At 62.2% G+C, this 20,764-nt stretch carries 18 protein-coding genes; 12 read left to right on the top strand and 6 right to left on the bottom strand.

The genetic code is table 11. From position 1 onward, the window contains the following. The first annotated feature begins 23 nt into the window (after nt 1–23). The gene (locus ABIA96_RS11760; RefSeq protein WP_354137216.1) at nt 24–908 is read left to right on the top strand and encodes a polysaccharide deacetylase family protein; all 885 of its coding nucleotides are present in this window, start codon (nt 24–26) and stop codon (nt 906–908) included. Between the two features lie 20 nt (nt 909–928). On the opposite strand, the gene ABIA96_RS11755 is transcribed toward ABIA96_RS11760, so the two are convergent. Together ABIA96_RS11755 and ABIA96_RS11750 are read right to left on the bottom strand one after the other, a co-directional pair. Continuing rightward, on the bottom strand, nt 929–3,250 hold the full coding sequence (locus ABIA96_RS11755; RefSeq protein WP_354137215.1) for a molybdopterin guanine dinucleotide-containing S/N-oxide reductase: 2,322 nt from the start codon (nt 3,248–3,250) through the stop codon (nt 929–931). Nucleotides 3,251–3,431: 181 nt separating this feature from the next. Next, the gene (locus ABIA96_RS11750) at nt 3,432–4,211 is read right to left on the bottom strand and encodes a hypothetical protein (protein ID WP_354137214.1); all 780 of its coding nucleotides are present in this window, start codon (nt 4,209–4,211) and stop codon (nt 3,432–3,434) included. Between the two features lie 102 nt (nt 4,212–4,313). Here ABIA96_RS11750 and ABIA96_RS11745 point away from each other — a divergent pair, with 102 nt between their 5' ends. Next, entirely contained in the window at nt 4,314–6,104 is a 1,791-nt protein-coding gene (locus tag ABIA96_RS11745; RefSeq protein ID WP_354137213.1) for a peptide ABC transporter substrate-binding protein, read from the top strand. 78 nt (nt 6,105–6,182) lie between these two features. Here ABIA96_RS11745 and ABIA96_RS11740 read toward each other — a convergent pair whose 3' ends face one another. After that, the gene (locus tag ABIA96_RS11740) at nt 6,183–7,118 is read right to left on the bottom strand and encodes an AraC family transcriptional regulator (RefSeq protein WP_354137212.1); all 936 of its coding nucleotides are present in this window, start codon (nt 7,116–7,118) and stop codon (nt 6,183–6,185) included. Nucleotides 7,119–7,222: 104 nt separating this feature from the next. Here ABIA96_RS11740 and ABIA96_RS11735 point away from each other — a divergent pair, with 104 nt between their 5' ends. The 7 genes from ABIA96_RS11735 to ABIA96_RS11705 all read left to right on the top strand — a co-directional run bounded on the left by ABIA96_RS11735 (nt 7,223) and on the right by ABIA96_RS11705 (nt 12,179). After that, the gene (locus ABIA96_RS11735; RefSeq protein WP_354137211.1) at nt 7,223–7,561 is read left to right on the top strand and encodes a carboxymuconolactone decarboxylase family protein; all 339 of its coding nucleotides are present in this window, start codon (nt 7,223–7,225) and stop codon (nt 7,559–7,561) included. Between the two features lie 174 nt (nt 7,562–7,735). After that, a complete protein-coding gene (gene soxC, locus ABIA96_RS11730; protein WP_354137210.1) occupies nt 7,736–8,962 on the top strand; it encodes a sulfite dehydrogenase in 1,227 nt (408 codons plus the stop codon). Next, nucleotides 8,949–9,497: a c-type cytochrome gene (locus ABIA96_RS11725; protein ID WP_354137209.1), complete on the top strand. Its 549-nt coding sequence runs from the start codon at nt 8,949–8,951 to the stop codon at nt 9,495–9,497. The genes soxC and ABIA96_RS11725 overlap by 14 nt, the downstream gene beginning before the upstream one ends. Before the next feature lie 10 nt (nt 9,498–9,507). After that, nucleotides 9,508–9,978, top strand: a complete 471-nt coding sequence (locus ABIA96_RS11720; RefSeq protein WP_354137208.1) for a DUF302 domain-containing protein — start codon at nt 9,508–9,510, stop codon at nt 9,976–9,978. Between the two features lie 28 nt (nt 9,979–10,006). Continuing rightward, the gene (locus ABIA96_RS11715) at nt 10,007–10,357 is read left to right on the top strand and encodes a hypothetical protein (protein ID WP_354137207.1); all 351 of its coding nucleotides are present in this window, start codon (nt 10,007–10,009) and stop codon (nt 10,355–10,357) included. Nucleotides 10,358–10,506: 149 nt separating this feature from the next. Then, nucleotides 10,507–11,385 (top strand): carbohydrate ABC transporter permease, encoded by an 879-nt coding sequence (locus tag ABIA96_RS11710; RefSeq protein WP_354137667.1) that lies wholly within the window; start codon nt 10,507–10,509, stop codon nt 11,383–11,385. Then, nucleotides 11,382–12,179 carry a carbohydrate ABC transporter permease gene (locus tag ABIA96_RS11705; RefSeq protein ID WP_354137206.1) on the top strand — a complete coding sequence of 266 codons (798 nt, stop codon included), beginning with the start codon at nt 11,382–11,384 and terminating at the stop codon, nt 12,177–12,179. The genes ABIA96_RS11710 and ABIA96_RS11705 overlap by 4 nt, the downstream gene beginning before the upstream one ends. A gap of 894 nt (nt 12,180–13,073) precedes the next feature. On the opposite strand, the gene tenA is transcribed toward ABIA96_RS11705, so the two are convergent. From tenA to ABIA96_RS11690, 3 genes are all read right to left on the bottom strand, one after another. Next, entirely contained in the window at nt 13,074–13,748 is a 675-nt protein-coding gene (gene tenA, locus ABIA96_RS11700; protein ID WP_354137666.1) for a thiaminase II, read from the bottom strand. Nucleotides 13,749–14,112: 364 nt separating this feature from the next. After that, complete coding sequence (locus ABIA96_RS11695; protein ID WP_354137205.1) at nt 14,113–14,673, bottom strand: hypothetical protein; 561 nt, start codon at nt 14,671–14,673, stop codon at nt 14,113–14,115. 20 nt (nt 14,674–14,693) lie between these two features. After that, a complete protein-coding gene (locus tag ABIA96_RS11690) occupies nt 14,694–16,496 on the bottom strand; it encodes a caspase family protein (RefSeq protein ID WP_354137665.1) in 1,803 nt (600 codons plus the stop codon). A 188-nt stretch (nt 16,497–16,684) separates the two neighbouring features. Between ABIA96_RS11690 and ABIA96_RS11685 the strand changes: the two genes are divergently transcribed. The 3 genes from ABIA96_RS11685 to ABIA96_RS11675 all read left to right on the top strand — a co-directional run bounded on the left by ABIA96_RS11685 (nt 16,685) and on the right by ABIA96_RS11675 (nt 20,750). Next, nucleotides 16,685–17,446, top strand: a complete 762-nt coding sequence (locus ABIA96_RS11685) for a methyltransferase family protein (RefSeq protein ID WP_354137204.1) — start codon at nt 16,685–16,687, stop codon at nt 17,444–17,446. A 353-nt stretch (nt 17,447–17,799) separates the two neighbouring features. Next, the gene (locus tag ABIA96_RS11680) at nt 17,800–19,683 is read left to right on the top strand and encodes a caspase family protein (RefSeq protein WP_354137203.1); all 1,884 of its coding nucleotides are present in this window, start codon (nt 17,800–17,802) and stop codon (nt 19,681–19,683) included. Between the two features lie 38 nt (nt 19,684–19,721). Next, entirely contained in the window at nt 19,722–20,750 is a 1,029-nt protein-coding gene (locus ABIA96_RS11675; RefSeq protein ID WP_354137202.1) for a hypothetical protein, read from the top strand. Nucleotides 20,751–20,764: the final 14 nt, after the last annotated feature.

Below are 20,764 nucleotides of genomic sequence, written 5' to 3'. Positions count from 1 at the left end.
TCTCAGCCGACAGGAGGCTCGCGATGGCCCTCAGTGACCGCATTCCCTATCAGGCTCTGATCGACCGACCGAAGCTGACGCTGCCGAACGGCAAGCGCCTCGCGGTTTGGGTGATCCTCAATGTCGAGGAATGGCGGATCGAGAACGCGATGCCGCGCGTCGTGTTGAGTCCACCGATGGGACAGCCGCTGCTGCCCGACGTGCCGAACTGGTCCTGGCACGAATACGGCATGCGGGCCGGCTTCTGGCGCCAGTTCAAGGCGCTGACGGATCGCAACATGAAGGTCACGCTGGCTGCCAATGCCGATGTCTGCAACGCTTATCCGCGCGTTGCCTCCGCCGCGCGCGAGGCCGGGTTCGAATTCATGGGCCACGGCTTCATGCAGGGACCGATGCACCGCCTTCCCGACCAGGCCGATGAGATCAAGCGCGCGGTTGAGACCATTGCAAACTTCACCGGGCGCGCGCCACGCTCGTGGGAGAGCCCAGGCCTGACCGAGACCGAGGACACGCTCGACCTGCTGCGCCTCAACGGCATCGAATATGTCGCGGATTGGGTGATCGACGATCTGCCACAGGACATCGCGACGCCGCACGGCATGATCACGACGATCCCCTATACGGTCGAGACCAATGACATCGTCGTCCACGCGCTCCAGCATTTGCCGTCCGACCAGTTTCTGAAGCGTGGCATCGATCAGTTCGACCGGCTCTATCTCGAAGGCGCCGACAATGCGCGGGTGATGGCGATCTCGATCCATCCCTACATCACAGGCGTTCCGCACCGGATCAAATATCTCGAACAGCTGCTCGACTATGTCATCGGGCACGATGGCGTCGCGTTGATGACCGCGAGCGAGATCGGCGACTGGTATCGCGCGGAGATGACGCGGATCGCGCGCGGGTAGACGACAATGACTTGCGTCGGCTACACCGGATCGAACGCCCGGATCGGCGGCAGATTGCCGGTGAACTTCTCCACCTCCACCACCGTCAGCTGGCCGGTGCAGCCTTGCGCGAAGGATGAGGTGCCGATGTCGCGGGTGAGCACGTTCGGATTGCCGTGAACGCAGAGCGGTGCCTCGTCTTCCGGGTCCATCGGGTCGTACCAGGCGCCGGTTGGTAGTTGCACGACACCTGGCGCGACGCCGTCGGTAACATGCACCGCGGCCAAGCATGCGCCGCGTTCGTTAAACAGGCGGATGATGTCGCCATCCGCGATGCTGCGGGCATCGGCGTCGCGCGGATTCATGCGCGCGACCTCGCGGCCGCGATGTTTTGCTGCGAGCGAGTGCCCACCGAAGTCGAGCTGGCTGTGCAGGCGCGTCACCGGCTGGTTGGCGACAAGGAAGCACGGCGCTCCGGGCCTGGGCATATCGCTCTTCTCGAGCCAGACCGGATGACCCGGGCAATCCGCATCACCATGGCCCGCAATCTTCGCGGAGTAAATCTCGATGCGCCCGCTCGGCGTCGGCAGAGCGTGCGCGACCGGATCGTCGCGGAAGCTGCGCAGCCTGCCGCCGTCGTCGGGCTGTTGCGGCACGACGAGGCTGCCGCGCTGCCAGAATTCCTCGAAGCTCGGGGCTTCGAGGCCGCGCTTGGCGAGTGAGGCGCGGGTCGGCTCGTAGAGATGCTCCAGCCACTCTCGCGAGGTGCGACCCTCGGTGAAGGGCTCGCGGGCGCCCAGGCGATCGGCGAGGTCAGCGAAGATATCGTAGTCGTCGCGCGCGAGCCCAAACGGCTCGGCGATCCGGTGCATCGCAACCATCAGCGGATCGTTGGTGGAATAGCCGATATCCTCGCGCTCGAGCGTCATGGTCGAGGGCAGCACGATGTCGGCGTGGCGCGCGGTCGCAGTCCAGGCGAGCTCGTGCACGACGAGCGTATCGACTTTCGCGAATGCCTTGCGCAGGCGATTGATGTCCTGGTGATGGTGGAACGGATTGCCGCCGGCCCAATAGACCAGGCGGATGTCCGGATAGATGCGCGTCTCGCCATTGTAGCGATAGGTGCTACCGGGATTGAGCAGCATATCGGCAATGCGCGCCACCGGAATGAAATCACGGACGCCGTTACGGCCCTGCCCGAGCGTCGGCCCCGGCACGTCGTTGACGCGGCGGCCGTAATAGCCGATCGCGCCCAACGAATAGGCGTAGCCGCCGCCGGGAAGACCGATCTGGCCAAGCGCCGCCGCCAGCACCATGCCCATCCATACCGGCTGCTCGCCATGTTCGGCGCGCTGCAGCGAATGCGAGACGGTGATGAGCGCGCGCTTGCCGGCCAGGCGCCGTGCCAGCTTGCGGATCGTATTCGCATCGACGCCGCAGATCGCGGCGGCCCATGCAGCGTCCTTGGCCTGTCCGTCGCTCTCCCCGGTGAGATAGCGCAGGAACATCGGCCATCCCTCGGTGTAGCGGTCGAGGAAGGCCTGGTCGTGCAGGTCTTCCGCGACCAACGTGTGGACGATCCCGAGCATCAGCGCGGTGTCGGTACCGGGGATGCATGTCATCCATTCCGCGCCGGCTTCGACAGGTAGGTCGTCGCGCAGCGGGCTCATCAAGATGAACTCGCAGCCGCGCTTTCGAGCCGCTTCCATCGCGCCGCGCTCGACATGCTTGCTGATCGAGCCGCCGGCCACCATCGAGTTCTTCAGCGCCATGCCGCCGAACGCGAGCACGATCTCGGTCTCGGCCGCGATCTGCTCCCAGGTGACATTGCGCTTGGTGATATCCTCGTAGCCCGCCATGATCTGCGGGAGCAGCACCGAGGATGCGCCCGAGGAATAGGAATTCACCGAGCGGACATAGCCGCCCATCGCGATGTTGAGGAAGCGATGCACCTGGCTCTGCGCGTGATGGAGGCGGCCCGCGCTCGACCAGCCATAAGAGCCGCCGAACACGGCGCCGGGGCCGCGCGTATCGCGAATGCGCGCCAGCTCGTCGCCGAGCAGGTCGAGCGCCTTCTCCCAACTGACGGTGACGAACTCGTCGCGGCCGCGCCTGCTATCGGGGCAAGGCCCACGCTCGAGCCAGCCGCGGCGGATGGCGGGCTGAGCAATGCGCGCCTGATGGCGCAAGGCGCCCGGAAAATTGTCGATGATGCCGTTCGGATCCGGATCACCCGCATAGGCCCTCACCTCCAGTCCGGCCTCGCCGCTGCGTGCGGAAAACACGCCCCAATGCGAGGTGTGCGGCTTGAAGCCATCTGACAAATCGAGGCCGGGGTCGGGGAATCCAATCGTATCATCCATCGCGTGGCCCTCATCGCAGGACGCGCCGTGCAGGCGGCCCCGGTCGCAATCATGGAGCCAATATAGTGAGGCACGCGCGTGCAGGGCAACGGATTACCGACGTGTGGAACCGCGCGCATGGCCGCATCCCGCAGATCGCACGGCGGCCTGCGGTGCGTTTCCCTCAACCGGCGCGCCGAGCTCAGCTCCGGGCGTCGACCTGGCTCGTGCGATCGGATGACGCCGCCTGTTGCGCGGCATAAGCGGACGTGGCCATCGATGCTGGTGAATACTGCGCGAGGGACTCGGTGAGTTCCTCGGCGGCTTCGGTGAGCTCCTTCATCACGGCAGCGCTGTCCGATGCCTGATTGCCAGAGGAATGAATCACGTCGAACGAGAGTCCGTTCGGGAGGTCGACATGAATCTTGTCGAGACCGATCGTGTCGGGGGTGTCGTTGTTCTGCGATGGATCGGTATTGGAGGTCGACGTTTCAGACGTCCCTCCGGCCGTTTGCTGGCTCGCCATCCTCTGCACGAAATCCTCGATGGATTTGAGCGCACTGCTGTCGAAGCCGCCGCCACCGAAGTGAACGATGCCGACCGACATGCCGTTCGGCAGGTTGACCTTGACCTCGTCGTAGGGCGTGCCGTCATGCATCAGCGAAGCGAAGGTCGAGCCGTCTCCTTGCGAACCATCCGCCGATTTCGATTGGCCGGTGGCTGACGACGAACTCGTCGCGCTTCCACCACTGATGCTGCTCATGCTGCCGCCGCTCATACGCGAAACTCCACTGTCATTGCGAACGCACGTTCCGCAAGCAATGAGCGTGCCAGCCGAGAGCATCATTGCTATCAATGACTTATCGAGAAAGCCGGTCGGTAACTCGGTTACGCCGGCAAATGTGCCCCGGCAGAAGCTGCCCATCACCGCGAAATCCTGGTCACCATGGGCATGCCGCTTTGCAGTACGCGCGCTCGCCATTTCGTCGCAGGTTGTTCCTCCTCTCCCGGCATTGTCCCCTCGTCCATGATCAAACATGATGGGTCAGGGCCAGTGACGACTTTTCGTGGTGGAGGTCATCCGATGAACGAGAACGATATTTACAAGGCAATCGTGGATGTGAAGCAAGGCACACTGTCGCGACGCTCGTTCGTCCGGACAATGGCCGCGGTCGGAATCACCGCACCGGTCGCGGTCCAGATGCTGCTCTGGAACGACGTGGCGATGGCGGACGCAACGCTGCAGTACAAGCCGACCAAGGCTGGCGGCGGCGGTCCGCTCAAGATCCTGCTATGGCAGGCCCCGACGCTACTTAATCCACATTTCGCGATCGGCACCAAGGATCAGATTGCCTCGCGCATCTTCTTCGAGCCGCTCGCCGGTTGGGACGCGGACGGCAACCTTATCCCATGCCTTGCCGCCGAGGTGCCGACCAAGCAGAACGGCGGCATCGCGGCGGATGGCACCAGCGTGATCTGGAAACTAAAGCAGGGCGTCAAATGGCATGATGGCAAGCCGTTCACCGCCGACGACGTGGTCTTCACCTGGAGCTACGCCGCCGATCTCGCCACGGCCGCCTACACCACGGGATCCTACAAGGATATCAGGGTCGAGAAGATCGACGACCACACCGTCAAGGTGATCTTCAAGGCGCCGACCCCGTTCTGGGCCGACCCCTTCGTCGGTTCGGTCGGGCAGATCCTGCCAAAGCATCATTTTGGCGACTATGCCGGCGCAAGGTCGCGCGAGGCGCCGGGCAATCTGAAGCCGGTGGGCACCGGCCCGTACAAATTCATCGAGTTCAAGCCGGGCGACATGATCCGGGCCGAGCGCAATCCCGACTATCACGTCAAGAACCAGCCCTATTTCGATACGCTCGAGGTCAAGGGCGGCGGCGACGCCGTCTCGGCGGCGCGTGCGGTGCTGCAGACCGGCGAATACGACTATGCCTGGAATCTGCAGGTGGAGGACGAGGTCCTCAAACGCATGGAGGCCAGCGGCAAGGGCAAGGTCGACGTCACGCTCTCCGGCAATGTCGAGTTCATCATCCTCAACACGACGGACCCGTGGACCGAGGTCGATGGCGAGCGGTCCAATGCCAAGACCAAGCATCCGACGCTGTCCGATCCGGCCGTGCGCCGCGCGTTCAACCTGCTGATCGACCGCGACGGCATTCAGAAATTCATCTACGGCCGCGGCGGCGTTGCGACCGCAAGCTTCGTCAACCAGCCCGCGCAGTTCAAATCGAGTAAGCTGAACTACGCATTCGATATCGATAAGGCGGTCAAGATTCTGGACGAAGCCGGCTGGAAGCCGGGCGCGGACGGCATCCGCGAGAAGGACGGAAAGAAGCTCAAATACGTGTTCCAGACCTCGATCAACGCACCACGGCAGAAGACGCAGGCCATCATCAAGCAGGCCTGCCAGAAGGCCGGCATCGAGATCGAAATCAAAGCCGTCGTCGCATCGGTGTTCTTTTCGTCCGATGTCGGCAACCTCGACACCTACTCCAAACTCTACGCCGATATGGAGATGTATAACACGACGCAGCCGCAGCCCGATCCGGAGCGATTCCTGAACCAGTGCGTGTCGTGGGAGATCGCGACCAAGGACAACAAATGGCTGGGACGCAACATCTCGCGCTGGTCCGATCCGGAGGCCGACAAGGCCTATAAGGCCGCGCAGGGTGAGCTGGATCCGGTCAAGCGCGCCGCGCTGCTGATCAAGGTCAACGAGATATTCTGCGAGGCCAACATCCTGGTGCCGCTGCTGTCGCGCAACATCGTCGGCGGCAGCGTCAACAACCTGATGGTCGACATCTCTGGCTGGGATGTCACGACGTGGAATGTGGCGAGCTGGTATCGGAGCACGTAGGATGGATAGAGCGAAGCGAAACCCATCGCGCTCTCGCGATGATGAAGCATGATGGGTTTCGCAAGTGCTCTACCCATCCTACGAATCCGGTACCGCTAGTCTCAGCGCACCGGGGCGCATGCCATATTTGCGCATGATGGCTTTGCTGAGGGCACTTTCAGACGCGTACCCGACCTCATCGGCGATCTTCGCGATCGGATCGGACGTACCAGCCAGCCGTTTGCGCGCGACCGCCAATCTCAGATCGGACAGGAACGTCATCGGAGCGATTCCTGCGCGCTTCTGAAAGGCGCGCACCAACGTCGCCCGCGAGGCGATTGCGACCGCAGCCATCTCGTCGAGTGTCCAGTCGCGGGCGAGATCGCCAAGGATCGCCAGTACGACACGGGCCGTCGCGCGGTCCTGCAAGAGCGAGAGCGTCCCATTTCCGGAAGCCTGGTCCGTCAGATGGTCGCGAAGCATCATGACGAACAGGGCCCTCGCGAGATCGGCAGCGACCATCTCGGACCCAACTCGCGCCGCGTCCAGCTCTTCGCGGATGTCGAGCAACAGGCGCCGAAATCTTTCCAGCAGCGGCTCTCCCGCGGTGCGCAGGATGATCTCGTCGGGAAGGGCTGCGATCAGCGGGTTTTCATCCGAGGTCTCGAACAGGAAGCGGCCGCAGAGGAGCTCGGTATCGACCGCAGCATCGATCGTCGCGCGCCGGCGGACGCCGTTTCGGACATCGGTCGAGACTTTTCGCGCAACACCCTCCACCTCGCTTCGCACCATGTGACTGTCTCCGTGCGGCAGCAAGAGAATGTCGCCGGCCTCCAGCCTTTGCGCGCTCAGGCCCGGCCGCTCGACCACGCAGGAGCCGCGCGTCACCATGTGGAATTGCGCCCATCCCCTGCCGTTCGGTGCGTGCAGCGACTCCCAGCTGCCGCCAAATCGGCAGGAATCGTCGATCACGGGGCGGATCCTGAACAGCGGCACCATCGCATTCAACAGTTCGGCTGCATCAGCCTCCGACATTTGGCACCCCTTGATCCGCCCGGACATGACGTCGAGCCGCCCGGCCATTTCCCGGATCGGCAGGCGCAGACACATTACAGCGCGAGACGCCAATGGAGGTTAACATGGCAATGCTTGACTGGAACAACTACCGCCGCCAGGTTGTCGCCGGCGTCGGCGAAATCGGAAAGCTGTCGCCCGACACGATCAAGGGCTATGCGACCCTGAGCGGCGCCGGCGCCAAGACGGCACACCTTGATGCCAAGACACGCGAGCTGATCGCGCTCGCGGTCGCCATCAGCCTGCGTTGCGACGGCTGTATCACTGTCCATGCCGCCGAAGCGAAGAAGCACGGCGCGACCGAAGGCGAGCTTGCCGAGGCGCTCGGCACCGCGATCTCGGTCAACGCCGGCGCCGCACTGGTCTACTCGACCCGCGCGCATGAAGCCTTCAGGGACGCGTGAACGAACGCTTTGGCTGACGCTCATTCCTTCTAACACAACCTAACGAGCAATCTTCGCAGCGTTCGCTAAATGTCACGACATGAAGGCGACCAAGGTTTTCAGACAACACGATTACCAGCGGGGGATCGCATGACATCCAAATCGCCAGTTGATGTATTGCCATGGCCTGCGAATATGTCGCGCCGTGGCTTCGTGGGAGGCCTGTCGGCGGGCATTTTGGGCGTGGCCGCGACCGAGGCGGCGAATGCGGAATCGCTGGCTGACGTCCCCGATCGCGGCCCCGGCGCTGATCTGAGCGCTCACAGCGAACGATCCCGTTTCGCCAAGATCGATCGCATTCCGGAATCCACACCCGGCAAGCGCAACATCGACCCCGGCGATGCCATCAATTCCAAGACACCGCATCAGAAGCTGGTCGGCAACATCACGCCAACCGACCTGCATTACGAACGCAGCCATTCCGGCGTGCCCGATATCGATCCCGCACAACACCGGTTGCTCATCCACGGCATGGTCTCGAAGCCGCTTGTTTTCAGCGTCGACGATCTCAAGCGGATGCCATCGGTGTCGCGCGTGGTCTTTATCGAGTGCACCGGCAATGGCTGGGAGAACTGGAAAAAGGCCGATCCCGATATCACGGTGCAGAACACGCATGGCTCGGTCAGCACCAATGAATGGACCGGCGTGCCGCTCAAATTCCTGATCGACCTCGTCGCCAAGGACAAGGGCTCGACCTGGATGCTGGCCGAAGGCGGCGACGGCGCCGGCGTCGACCGCAGCATTCCCCTCACCGACGAGATCGTGAACGAGGCCTTCGTGGCCTATGGCCAAAACGGCGAACCGTTGCGGCCCGCGCATGGTTTTCCGATGCGGCTGGTGATGCCGGGCTTCGAAGGCAATCTCAACATCAAATGGCTGCGCCGCCTCAAATTCGGCAACGCGCCCTGGATGACGCGCTGGGAGACGGCGCGCTACACCCAGCTGCTCGCCAACGGCAAGGCACGTCAGTTCCAGTTGCGGATGGACACCAACTCCGTGATCACCCAGCCCTCCGGCATGATGCAGATCCAGCCGGGCTACAACCGGATCTCCGGTCTCGCCTGGAGCGGCCATGGCAAAATCGCCGGGGTCGAGATTTCGACCGACGGCGCGAAGACCTGGATGCATGCGCAATTGAGCCAGCCGGTGCTGTCCAAGGCCCAGGTGCGTTTCCAGATGGATTGGGTCTGGGACGGCAAGCCGACCAAGATCGTGAGCCGCTCGACCGACGACCAGGGCAATGTTCAGCCGGACCGGCGATCCTTCATCGCCGCGATGGGGACCAACGCGCTGTTTCACTACAACGCCCAGCAGACCTGGAGCATCGACGAGGCCGGGAGGGTCCGCAATGTCCTCGCATAACAAGCCTCTTCTCGCAGGCGTGCTCGCGCTGGGCGTGCTCGCTTCCCCTGCGTTTGCCTTCGATTTCGGACGGCCGGCGACGCCTGAGGAGATCAAGCTATGGGACATCGACGTCGGACCTGATGGCAAGGGCCTGCCCGATGGCAGCGGCACGGTGGCGCAGGGCAAGCAGGTGTTTTCGGACTATTGCTCGGCCTGTCATGGTGAGAACGGCCAGGGCGGCATCAAGGATCGTCTCGCCGGCGGACAGGGCACGCTCGCCTCCAACATGCCGGTCAAGACCGTCGGCAGCTTCTGGCCCTATGCGACGACGCTGTTCGACTATATCCATCGCGCGATGCCCTATCCGACGCCGGGTTCGCTCAGCACCGACGAGACCTACGCCGTCACCGCCTACATCCTGAGCCTCAACGGCATCGTCGCGGCGGACGGCAAGGTCGACAAGGACTCCTTGCCGAAGATCAAGATGCCCAATCGCGACGGCTTCATTCCGGAGCCTGAATTCGATCCGGCGAAGCTGTTTGGCAAACACTGAGCGCGCGATCATGAGGCTTCCGGCACTGGTCAAGATCATCGCTCTGGTTGCAGCGATATGTTCATGGGAGGCACACGCAATGGCCGCGGACGGACTCATCACCATCAAGAGCAATTTTGGACCTGCGGACACGATGCAGCGGCTCGAGGCCGAGGTGAAGGCCAAGGGCCTCACGGTGTTTGCCCATGTCGATCACGCCGCGGGTGCGGCCGCCGTCGACATGAAGCTGCGGCCGACTGATCTCCTCATCTTCGGCAACGCCAAGGGCGGCACGCCCCTGATGCAGCAGGCGCAGACTGCCGGCATCGACCTGCCGCTGAAGGCCCTGGTCTGGCAAGACGACCAGGGCGCGACCTGGCTGTCCTACAATGATCCGGCCTATCTCGCGGGCCGTCACGGCATCGGCGAGCCGGGCAAGGCCGTCGTCGCTGCTCTGACGGGAGCGTTGCATGCGATCGCGACCAAGGCCACCATGCCATAGCGCGACGCGCACGATCGAGGAGAGGCCCATGACCAGCACCGATAATCAGCCATCCAGTGCCGGAGACGGCAAGCTCACCAGATGGGTCGTCATCGCGGTGCTGTGCGCACTTCTCGCCGCCGCCTGCATTCTCGGCTATCTCGGCTGGACCAGCACCGAAACCAGCGTGCCGGCATCGGGCTATATCGCGCTGGTGTTCGGCGTCGTGTTCTCGTTGATCGTCGGCGCCGGCCTGATGGCGCTGGTGTTCTACAGCAGCCGCAAAGGCTATGACGAGCCGGTGTTGCTGATCCCAGAATCGGAGGACGGCCCGGAGAGCAAGCCGGACGACGAACGCGGCCCGCGCTACCCACCCGCGGCGACGCGTAACGACACATGATCGCCGCGCGGAACTGGGCTGCGCTGCCGTCTCTTGGACTTGACCCAATTGACGGGCTATTTGAGCGTTGATCCGGAATGCTGGGAAGGCCTCGGTGTCAATCGAGGCCTTTTTTCGTGCCCGGACTGTCCCCGTTGCAATCGTTCGAGATGAAGCCCACCGACAACAGAGCCTGGTTCCTGGTCCTTCCTGCGCTGGTCATCGTGACCTTCGTCGGAATCCTCCCGCTGGTCGCCGTCACCAATTATTCCTTCCAGGACCTGTTCAGCCTGAGCAATCCCTATTGGGTCGGCCTCGACTGGTACCGGAACATCGTCACCTCAGAGCGATTCTACGCGAGTCTCGCGCGAAGCTTCCTGTTCTCGGCCATCGTGCTGTCGATCCAGTTGCCGCTCGGCATCTGGATCGCGCTGCTGCTGCAACGATCGCATCGCTTCGTCGTCAGCACCGTCCTTGTTCTGATCACCGTGCCGCTCGTGGTGCCCTGGAACATGATTCCGGTAATCTGGCTCAACTTTATCAATCCCAGTGCAGGCCTCGCCGGCCGCATGCTGGGATGGCTGGGTGTCGGCTTCGACTACAAGTTCAATGCCCTGCACACCTGGATCGTGCTGGTGGTGATGGACACCTGGCATTGGCTCGGGCTGGTCGTCGTGCTCGCCTATGCCGGCATCTCCAGCATTCCGCCCGCCTACTATCAGGCCGCAGCGATCGACGCCGCCTCGCCATGGCAGGTGTTTCGCTTCATTCAGCTGCCGAAAATGAAAACGGTGCTGTCGATGGCCGTTCTGCTTCGTTTCATGGACAGCTTCATGATCTATATCGAGGCCTTCCGCATCAATGCCGGCGGCCCCGATAGCGCCACCGCCTTTCTCAGCCTCGACCTCGGCGAGGAAATCCAGTCGTTCAACTACGGCCCGTCCGCCGCCCGCTCGATCGTCTATTTCCTGATCGTCATGACGGTCGCATGGACCTTCAAGGCTGTCACGAGCACGCGCGCGCCCGTCGCGATGGAGCCGGTCGTGTGAGGTCGCTGTCATCCGGCGGGCGGATCGCCCTGTTTGCATTGGTCAGCGCCTTCATCATGGTGCCGCTGGCGCAGACGATCATCACCAGCTTCGTCTCGACGCTGCCGCGCACCGGGATTGCGGAAGGGCATTTCAGCCTCGTCAACTACCAGAACATCCTGCATTCGCCGGTCCTGAAGCAATCGATCCTCAACTCCATCATCTATGTCGTGTTGAACGTTGCGCTGTGTCTCGGCGTCGGATTGCCGGCGGCTTACGCGTTCGCACGCTATAGTTTCGTCGGCGATCGTCAGCTGTTCTTCGTGCTGCTGGTGCTCCGCATCACCCCGACCGTCGTGCTGTCGCTGCCGATCTTCGTGCTGTTCGCGCAAATAGGCCTCGAGAACAATCCGGTCGGCATCGCACTGGTTCACTGCGTCTTCAATATTCCGATCTCGATCTGGATCCTGGAGGGCTTTATCGCCTCGGTGCCGCGCGAATTCGACGAGACGGCATTTCTCGACGGCCATTCGCTCGTCAGCTTCTTTGTCCGCCATCTCATTCCCGCGATTGCGCCGGGCATCGGCGTCACCGCATTCTTCTGCTTCATCTTCTCCTGGGTGGAGGTGGTGCTGGCCCGCATCCTGACCACGACCGGCGGCAAGCCGATCACCATGGCCATCAACGCGCTGTTCGGATTCCGCACCGATTTCGGCCTCGTCATGTCCATGACGGTGATTGCGCTCGTGCCGGGGATTGCGATGATCTATTTCGTGCGGAATCATCTCGCCAAGGGTTTTGTGATCCGAACGTGAGCACACTTTCTCCGCTCGTCATTGCGAGCGCAGCGAAGCAATCCAGAGTCTTTCCGCGGAGAGGCTCTGGATTGCTTCGTCGCAAGGGCTCCTCGCAATGACGGAGTATGAAGCAGCAGCCCCGCTTATCCAGTTCTCTTTTTGAATCGCAGACACACCTTCGCATTCTCGCGGCGCAATTCGCCCGAGCTTTGCCCAATCTTCCACCCTCCAGAACCAAGAGGGCGCAGGGAAGGCCGGGTGCTGACCTCGCACCCGCGGTCCGCTGCGCGAAAGGTAGCGCAGGAAAACCGCACAGCAGCATACAGGTGGTGCCAATCACTCGGCCTTCCCTGCGCAGTGGTTTGACGGCTTATGCCGTGCTCTCCCGGGAGCCGAGTTCCTTCTGGCCTCCCTCGCTTCGCGAATTGACGATGTGGTTGATCCGGTTGGACGCTCCACACCTCCGCGAAAGCTTGACCGTAGCAACGACGGCCTGGACCACACGGTTTTGCCGTACGCACGGCCCGCCGGTTCGCCGCATTATCTCCAGGCGTTGTCGACATTGCCTAGAGAATGCTGGCGAGACGAAGCCTAACAGCGCCGCTCGTCGACACGCGGTTTCGGGCTCACAGGGACTACCCGCCCTGCCCGCACCTCTCGCGCCCAACGCTGCCGCGTCCACCGCATCCCCGGCTCGCGAACAAGACGACTCGAGATCGCCCCTCAAGGATGAGCCGGGATGGGCAACACATACGCCATTTCCGAATTTCGATAAAGTGGAATATTTTTGTGAGGAGGGGTTGACGAGGTGGAGGGTGTTTTGCCCGACGGGCTAACTAAGTGCCCCAGTCGACATACAATTATTTTCGACTTGGCCGCCTTCAGGCTATGAGCCTGCCAGTTATCAAATGGCTATTCGACACGCTGGCCCGCGCGCCAGCCCATCTCCCAGAAATCTGCCTCAAGTCGGCTGGCTTCCTTGAAGATGGCAATCAACTCTGCCTCGCGGGCCGGCGTGGCGTAGAGGTCGGCGAGACGCTCCAAGTGCGCTCCCGCTTTCGCCGCGACCTCTTGGTATGCCGCGCCGGCGTACTCGGCGATCCATACGCGATAGGGATTCGTCGCAGCGTTCGCATCGGGTCGCGCAGCAAGTCGCTTCGCGATCTCAGCGTACCCGATCACGCAAGGGGCAAGCGCTACCTTGAGCGCCAGCAGATCGCCGCGCATTCCGGCATCCAGCACGTAGCGAGTATAGGCTAGCATCTCGACCGCCGGAGAGGTCTGTTCAAGGTCGCTCGGAGACAGACCCCAACCGGCACAGAGCCGCACATGGAGGTTCATCTCGACATCAAGGATGGCCGAAAGGCCGGAAGCTGCTTCACGCATGTCGGCGAGCTTAGGCGATTTGTAGACCGAGAGCGCGTAGGCGCGCGCGAACTCGACGAGGAACAAATAATCCTGGGCGAGATAGCAACGAAACGCCCTTTCGGCGAGCGAGCCGTCTGCCAGTCCGTTCGTGAAGGGATGCTCAGTGTAGGCCCGCCACTCAGCAGAAGCCTCTGTCTTTAGACGCTCCAAGAAACTCACGTTATGCTCCGCCTGGCTTGTCATGAACCACTTCTGCTTGCCTCCGATGTGCGTGCATTGAGACGCTGATCTCAACAGGCCACCGCAATCAGCCGGCACGATGCCGTGTGGAATTCGCTCGCCGTCCGTCGCTGGGCCTGAGTGCTCGCACCGCGACAACCGCACCAGATACGTCCATTTTTCGTTCGTGCGCAAGTTCGCGCAATGGGGATTCGTCGCATGACGACGTCAGTCAATACATGCCTCCCCAAAAGCGCGATTGCCCGCAAGCCCGTTTCCCGTTGAATGCGGCCGCCCCGCTTATCCGATTTAGACAGCGACGACGCTGCGCGGATCAATTGCATCGTGGAGCTTCGGACGCGGCTTAACCGCCAAATCTCTTGACCAGCTTTGACCCCTGGGCCGTGCCGATCTGCTGGCTGGTCAAATCGCTGCCCGCACTCAATCCAGGCACCATGAGGTTCTTGACGCGCTGCGCCGCCTGCTTCTCGTTGGAATAGTCGATCTCGACATGATCGAGCTCCATCAGATGCCCAAGCTCGTGTGCCCAGGCGCGTCCATTGGCGTGGTCATTGCCATACCACTGGACGAAGCTCGTCGGCTCGGGAGCGCCGTTCGGAAACGAGCCTCCGCCGGCATTCAGATTTGGAATAGAATTGACGAGGTAGATGTGGACCGCATTGTCGGGGTCATGCCGGGACGCCAGAACACCCAGCAGGACCTCGTCGCTGCTGCGCCGGCTCTTTGCCATGTCGAGCGGCCTTTCCATCACGCAATCGCTGATCACGAATGCGGTCTTGGCCTTCGACCAGATCGTATTGACGACATCAAGCGCCTTCTTGGCCGTGTCGCAATCCCATTGCGCAGGCTCGAGAACGCCTCTATCGGCAAACGGCGTGATATAAAGTCTCAGCGGAACGGACATGCGCGAGGCTGCCAAATATTTCAGGGCAGGAAGAACGGCATAAAGCCGGGGCCGCCACCTCCGCCGCTACCACCCGAGTTGGCCTCCGCCTTCGGCGGCCGCGAGGGCCTTGCCGGAGCCGGAGCCTCTTCACGTTCTCTGCTCCTGCGCGCGACCCTTGCGGATGGCGCCTGACGGGCCTTCTGCTTCTCGCACTCATCGTCGTTATTCAGAAAGTAACCCGCAGCGCAGGTGATCCTGACGCATTGGTCTCCGTCGCGCTTCTGGCCGGATCCGCAAACCAACGGGCAAACCCGCGCCGATTTGAGCTTGATTGCGTCGAGCGCCTCAGTACTGGCGGCCTTGGCGTCGAGCGTGGTGCCGGCGTTCTTGTTGAACAATTCAAGCGAACGCCGTGAGGCGGGATCCCAGTCACCATCGGCCGCTCCGCTGAAGCAGCCAACCCGGCGCAACTCGGCCTGCACCGATTTTGCAAGCTCGGCCTTCGTCGGCGGAGTGGGTGGCGGTGTCGGCGCGGACGTCTGTGGGGCCGGCAGCGCGGCCACTTTTGCATCCGGATTCGGCTTGGCCTCTTGCGACGAGTCGGACGCAGCCGGCGCACCAATTCTCGCGGCGACGGCAATTTCAGCAGTCTGACGCCGCTGCTCGGCTTGCGCTGCCAATTGTTGAGCGGTCTCTTTGGCCTTCTCCGCCTCGATACGGGCGTCCTGCGCTGCCCTCAGGTCAGAGGCCGCCTTGGCCAGCTGTGTCTGCTGGGCACCCTGACTGACAAGCCGCGCCTGTTCCTGCTCGGCCTGGCGCGCCTTTTCGGCAGCGGCGACGCGCTTGTCTTCCGCATCGATCTTGGCGAGCTGCAGCTTGGCCAGATTTGCGTAATAGCCGTCCGGATACTGGGCGAGGAAGTAGTTCAACGCATCCTTATTGCCGATCTGCAGCGCGAGTTCATAGTCGTGCCGAGTTTCGGCACGTGCCGAAAGCGCTGGCGTTGCGGGCAGCGGCGGCGCGGCTGGTTGAGGCGCTGCGGCGACCGCTTCCTTGGCGGGCCCTGGTACCAGCGGCACATCGTCACCGCCAAGCGTGCCGTACACATACGGCTCCTGCTTGTTGCCGGTGGCCTTCATCACGTCGTCGCGGACGAAGCCGAAGACCCTGCGCAGATCCATGCCCGGAGCGCCGATATATTTCACCAGCGCGGAGGCATAGGGGCTGTTCTTGCTGCCGCCGTCCGACGCCGTCGAACCCGCCTTGGCGGCGAAGGCAACGAGTGTATTCGATGTCGCCGGCTCGATTCTGGCGAGGCCCCGGCTCACGGCCCGCGAGCCGACCGTCCGCTTCATCTTGTCGGCGAAAGGATTGTTGCGGCAAGCGTCGAGGATCACGAGCCGCAGCTGGCGTGCAGGCTCGATTGCCAGCAGCACCCGCTCGAGCGAAAAGGCTTCGTCGTACACATCCGTATCGCGCTCGAGCGTCGCATCCGTCGGGATCAGGTAGTTCGTACCCTCCAGTTCAATGCCGTGACCGGCGTAGTAGACAAGGGCAACATCCGAGTCGCGCGCCACGTCGGCAAAATCGCGCAGAGCCCGACGCATTTCGGTCGCCTGGAGATCCTTGCGGGTCTGCACGACATCGAAGCCCGCTTTTTTCAGCGTCTCCTCGACGATCGCAGCGTCATTGGCAGGATTGGCAAGCGGTGCGGCGTTTTTGTAGGCGGAGTTACCGATAATGAGCGCAACACGGCTCTCCGCCCAGGCCGGCTGACTGGCGAGCAGCACAGCGAGGAAAAACAGGATTCGGCGCAATGTCACAGATTCGTGCAGATGCATTGCAGTACAACTGTTTCTAATGGAGCTTCCTCTATGATTTGTGTCGCCACAATGGAGGCGGTTCAAAACCGCCTCTCTGTCAGCAAGTGGAACCCACAAGGGGCGGCATGACTGCGCTCCCGGTCGATTGACCTCCCGGCAAGCCTGCCGTTTAGTGAGGCAGATTTCGAACGAGCGGGATCACTCCTGTGATTGACGCGAAACTCGACCAGGCTGGGATCGCCGGGAAACGGATCGCCGGGCGCGAGGTCAATCGCTGGTCGGATTGGACCGCCAAGGCAGCCGTCGTGATCGTCTATGGCGGATCTGCGCTCGTGGGCGCCGCCAGCGTCCCTCGCCTGCTTCCGCCCGACAATATCCACGACCTGCTGACGGTCGCCGCCAGAATTGCCAACGTCCTGTTCCTCGGCCTCGTCGCACTGGTAACCGTGACCCGACTGGTGCCGATCATGAAGTCGCAGGGCATTGAGACGCGGGTCTCAGCCTTGCTGGGCACATTCTTGAGCATCGCGCTCGCGTTTCTTCCGAAGGCTGAGTTGGGACCGATCTGGTCGGCCGTGTCCACGACGTTGATCCTGGTGGGTATCTCGCTCAGTATCGTGGTGCTCCGTTGGCTGGGTAAATCGTTCAGCATCCTGGCCGAGGCCAGGCGCCTGGTGACGGAAGGGCCTTATGGAATTGTGCGGCATCCACTCTATCTTTGCGAGGGGGTTGCCCTGGTCGGCATGACACTCCAGGTCCTCTCACCGCTTGCCGTCCTCGTCGCCATCATGGTCGTGACGAGCCAATGCCGACGGATGATCAACGAAGAGCGGATCCTGAGGCAGGCATTTCCGGAATATGCCGCCTACGCCGCTGCAACTCCTTTTCTGATCCCTGCACGACCTCGGCGATCGGCCAATCAAGCCGGCGAAGAGCTTGCGACCAAAGCTATCGATCCGCAGGTCTAACACCGGATTTCACTTCCGCTTGATGTGCCGCCAGCGGAACTTCGATCCCAGCCAAGCCTAGCCCTCCTGCGCTTCAACGAAGCCATCGCAGAAGATCGAAAAATCAATAAATATCAGTATGTTAAATTACAAAAACGCCCCCTGTAAGCGCCAACCATGCCCAACGTGCCCGGCCCGACAATCGTCCCAGGCCTTTGAACGCATTCACTGAAATACGCGACAACATTAGGAATGGATCGGGCTCGAGACTGCTCCTGGACGGAGACAAGCGGCCGCCGAGAGCTCCTTTTTAAGCATTCTGCGCGGCCATCTTCGTTGACGCTCCCCTCTCGGCTGATGCTGGACGTTGCGCCATGAGCTTTTGTACGCAAATCAGATTATTCGCCCTTCTCCTCGGCGCCTTGCTGGTCCTGACTGCTGAGCCCGCTTCCGCGACGAAGCGCGTGGCCTTGGTGATCGGCAACTCGACCTATCAAAACGCACCCCTGCTTCCCAACCCCGCCAACGACGCCGCCGCCATCGCAGCGACGTTGAAAGCGGCAGGGTTTGACGTGGTCGACTCGAGGCTCAATCTCTCCGCGACAGACATGAAGCGAGCCTTGAGGGATTTCGCTGATCAAGTACGCGACGCCGACATTGCTCTCGTCTACTACGCAGGCCACGGGATCGAGATCGATGGCACAAACTATCTGATCCCGACCGATGCAAGGCTCGAACGCGATACGGACATTTACGACGAGGCGTTCTCGCTCGACCGTGTGCTGCTGGCGATCGAGCCTGCGAGACAGCTACGGGTCGTGATCGTCGATGCGTGCCGCAACAATCCTTTTGCCGATACCATGAAGCGAACGGTCGCCTCACGATCGATCAGCCGCGGGCTCGCCAGGGTCGAGCCCACCGTGTCCAATACGCTGATCGCCTTCGCCGCAAAGGCCGGGTTGACGGCGCTCGACGGCAACAGCAAGAACAGCCCGTACGCGGCGGCTCTGGTCAAGTACATCGCAAAGCCGGGCCTCGACCTGCGCAGGGTCTTCGGCTTTGTCCGCGACGACGTCCTGCAAGCCACAGGAAACCGGCAGGAGCCTTACGTCTACGGCTCGTTGGGCGGCGAGGACGTTGCTCTCGTGCCTGGTGCCAAGGCAGAGGAACCGACGCCTGCGGCGGCTAATCCCCAGTCCGAGGTCCGCCGTGACTATGAACTGGCGTTGCTACTCAACAACAAGGCCGCCCTGGGCGTATTCCTGAGCCAGCATCCCGACGGGTATTACGCCAGTCTGGCAAAGCTTCAGCTCAACCAGATCGAGGCGGAGGACGCACGGATTGCGGCGACCGAGAAAGCGCGGCAGGCCGAACAGCAGCGCGTTCGGCTGGCTTCCGAAGGCGCCCAGCGCACCGACCAGGAAAAGGCGGCCGCAGACCTGAAGGCTGCGGAGAACGCCCGTATTGCCGCCGAAACGACCAAGCAGGTGGCGCAGCAGCAAGCGACTGATGCCGAGCGGAAGCGGGCCGCCTCCGAGGCATCGATCATCGCTGCACTCACCCCGAGGTCCGCGACCGAGAATTCCCTCGCAGTTGGTTCGCCTCCGGCGGCTGAGTCCGTCCAGAACGACACGAACGCAAAAATCGCTGCCCTGACCGACGGGCCGCACCAAGTCGATCCGGCCAGGGCCGATATCCCTCAAGCCGATCTTGCCAGGTCGGTACAGAGCGAGTTGAGCCGCGTCGGATGCTTCACGGGTGCCGTCGATGGGGAATGGAATGCGGCTTCGCAGCGCTCGCTGGCGCTCTTCAACCGGCAAGCGGGGACCAAATTCGACACCAAGCTTGCCAGTCTCGATGTGCTCGACGCGATCAAGCTCCGGCCGTCGCGGATCTGTCCTATGATCTGCGACCACGGCTACCGAGCCGACGGCGACCAGTGCAGCAAGATCACTTGCGCCGAAGGTTCGTTCCTCAACGACAGCAATGAATGCGAGAAACGGCGCGGCAAGAAACCCGTTGCAAGCCGTAGAACGGACGAGCGCCCGACCCGCGCGGATCGGCCGGCCCGCGAAAAGCTCGCTCCGGCCGCGGAGGCTCGCGTGCCACGGCGGCAGGCGACGGCCAAGGGAAGCAGTGGCCAGATCTATTGCGACCGGCTTCTGTGCCGTCAGGTCAATCGTGGCTGTCACATCGAATATCGTGGCGGCGACGGCGGTACCGCCGGCAATGGTGGAAATGTCGAGGTCTGCAACTAGCGCGCCGCAGAAGAGGTGCCCGAAGCGGAGCGATCCGAGTGACAACGTGCGAACTGGAGCAGAAGGATATCGGCACCTTTCCAGGTGTGACCCTCTTCACCAAACGGCAGGCGCCCGGCATGAGGCCGACGGCGGTCTATCTCCCGCCGAAGCACCTCACGACCGCCACCAAGTTCGATGTCGTGCTCTGGCTGCATGGATTCTACGTCAGGGATCATGAATACCTGTTCCGCAACGATCCCGCGCGCTTGCGCGAACAGGTCCGGGATTCCGGCAGGGACGTTGTGCTTATCGCGCCATTCCTGGGCTACGAATATGCCGTCGGCGAAAGCTTCGCCGGCAACTACAGCGTCAAGGATCTGGCCTCTGCCAAATGGGGCGAACGCTACCTCGACGAAATACTCGGGGCTCTTGCCAAGTGGCTGGCTCCTGCTCTCGGAACCAGTTCCGGCTTTGGGACCAAGCCTGGCTCGCAGACCGTACCCCAGTTCCAGATCGGCAAGCTCATCATCGCCTGCCATTCTGGCGGAGGGAACGGCATGCGCAATCTGGTCGGAAGCCTCGGAAAGTATCAGCCGAACCTGTCGGCCTGCTGGGGATTTGACTGCCTCTATGGCGCGATGGCACAGCCCGATGACGCGACGTTCTGGTACCAATGGTTGTCTGGGCAGAGCACCTGCGCACTCGAAATCGTCTACGGTCCGTCGACGCTTTCGCAATCGGTGAAGCTGGATTTGATTGGACGCGGACTGGCAACACTCGATGGCGATCGTGCTCCGTCATCGCGCCCTGCTCTCAAGAACCTCAATGTGAGCGTGGGTCACTATGACGCATTTCCAGCCTTCGGGCAGATGGTCAGGGTCAATGATCTGGATCCAGCTTACGTGGACCGCTTCATGATTCCGCAGGTCGCCGACCAGGCTCCCCTGGGCCACAAGCCCGCCTCGCATCACGGTGAATTCCTGAAAAAGGCGATCTCAAACGTTCGCGACGCTTTTCCTTTTCCGAAAGACATTCATTACATGATCGCCCGGGGCGGTTTCTACGGCCGGCTGAGCAAGCTGTAGATTTGCGGGAACGG

Source organism: Bradyrhizobium sp. LB11.1, assembly GCF_040549385.1.
Classification (GTDB): Bacteria; Pseudomonadota; Alphaproteobacteria; order Rhizobiales; family Xanthobacteraceae; genus Bradyrhizobium.
The sequence above is the reverse complement of the archived record's forward strand: the minus strand, read 5'-3'. Positions and strand labels throughout refer to the sequence as shown.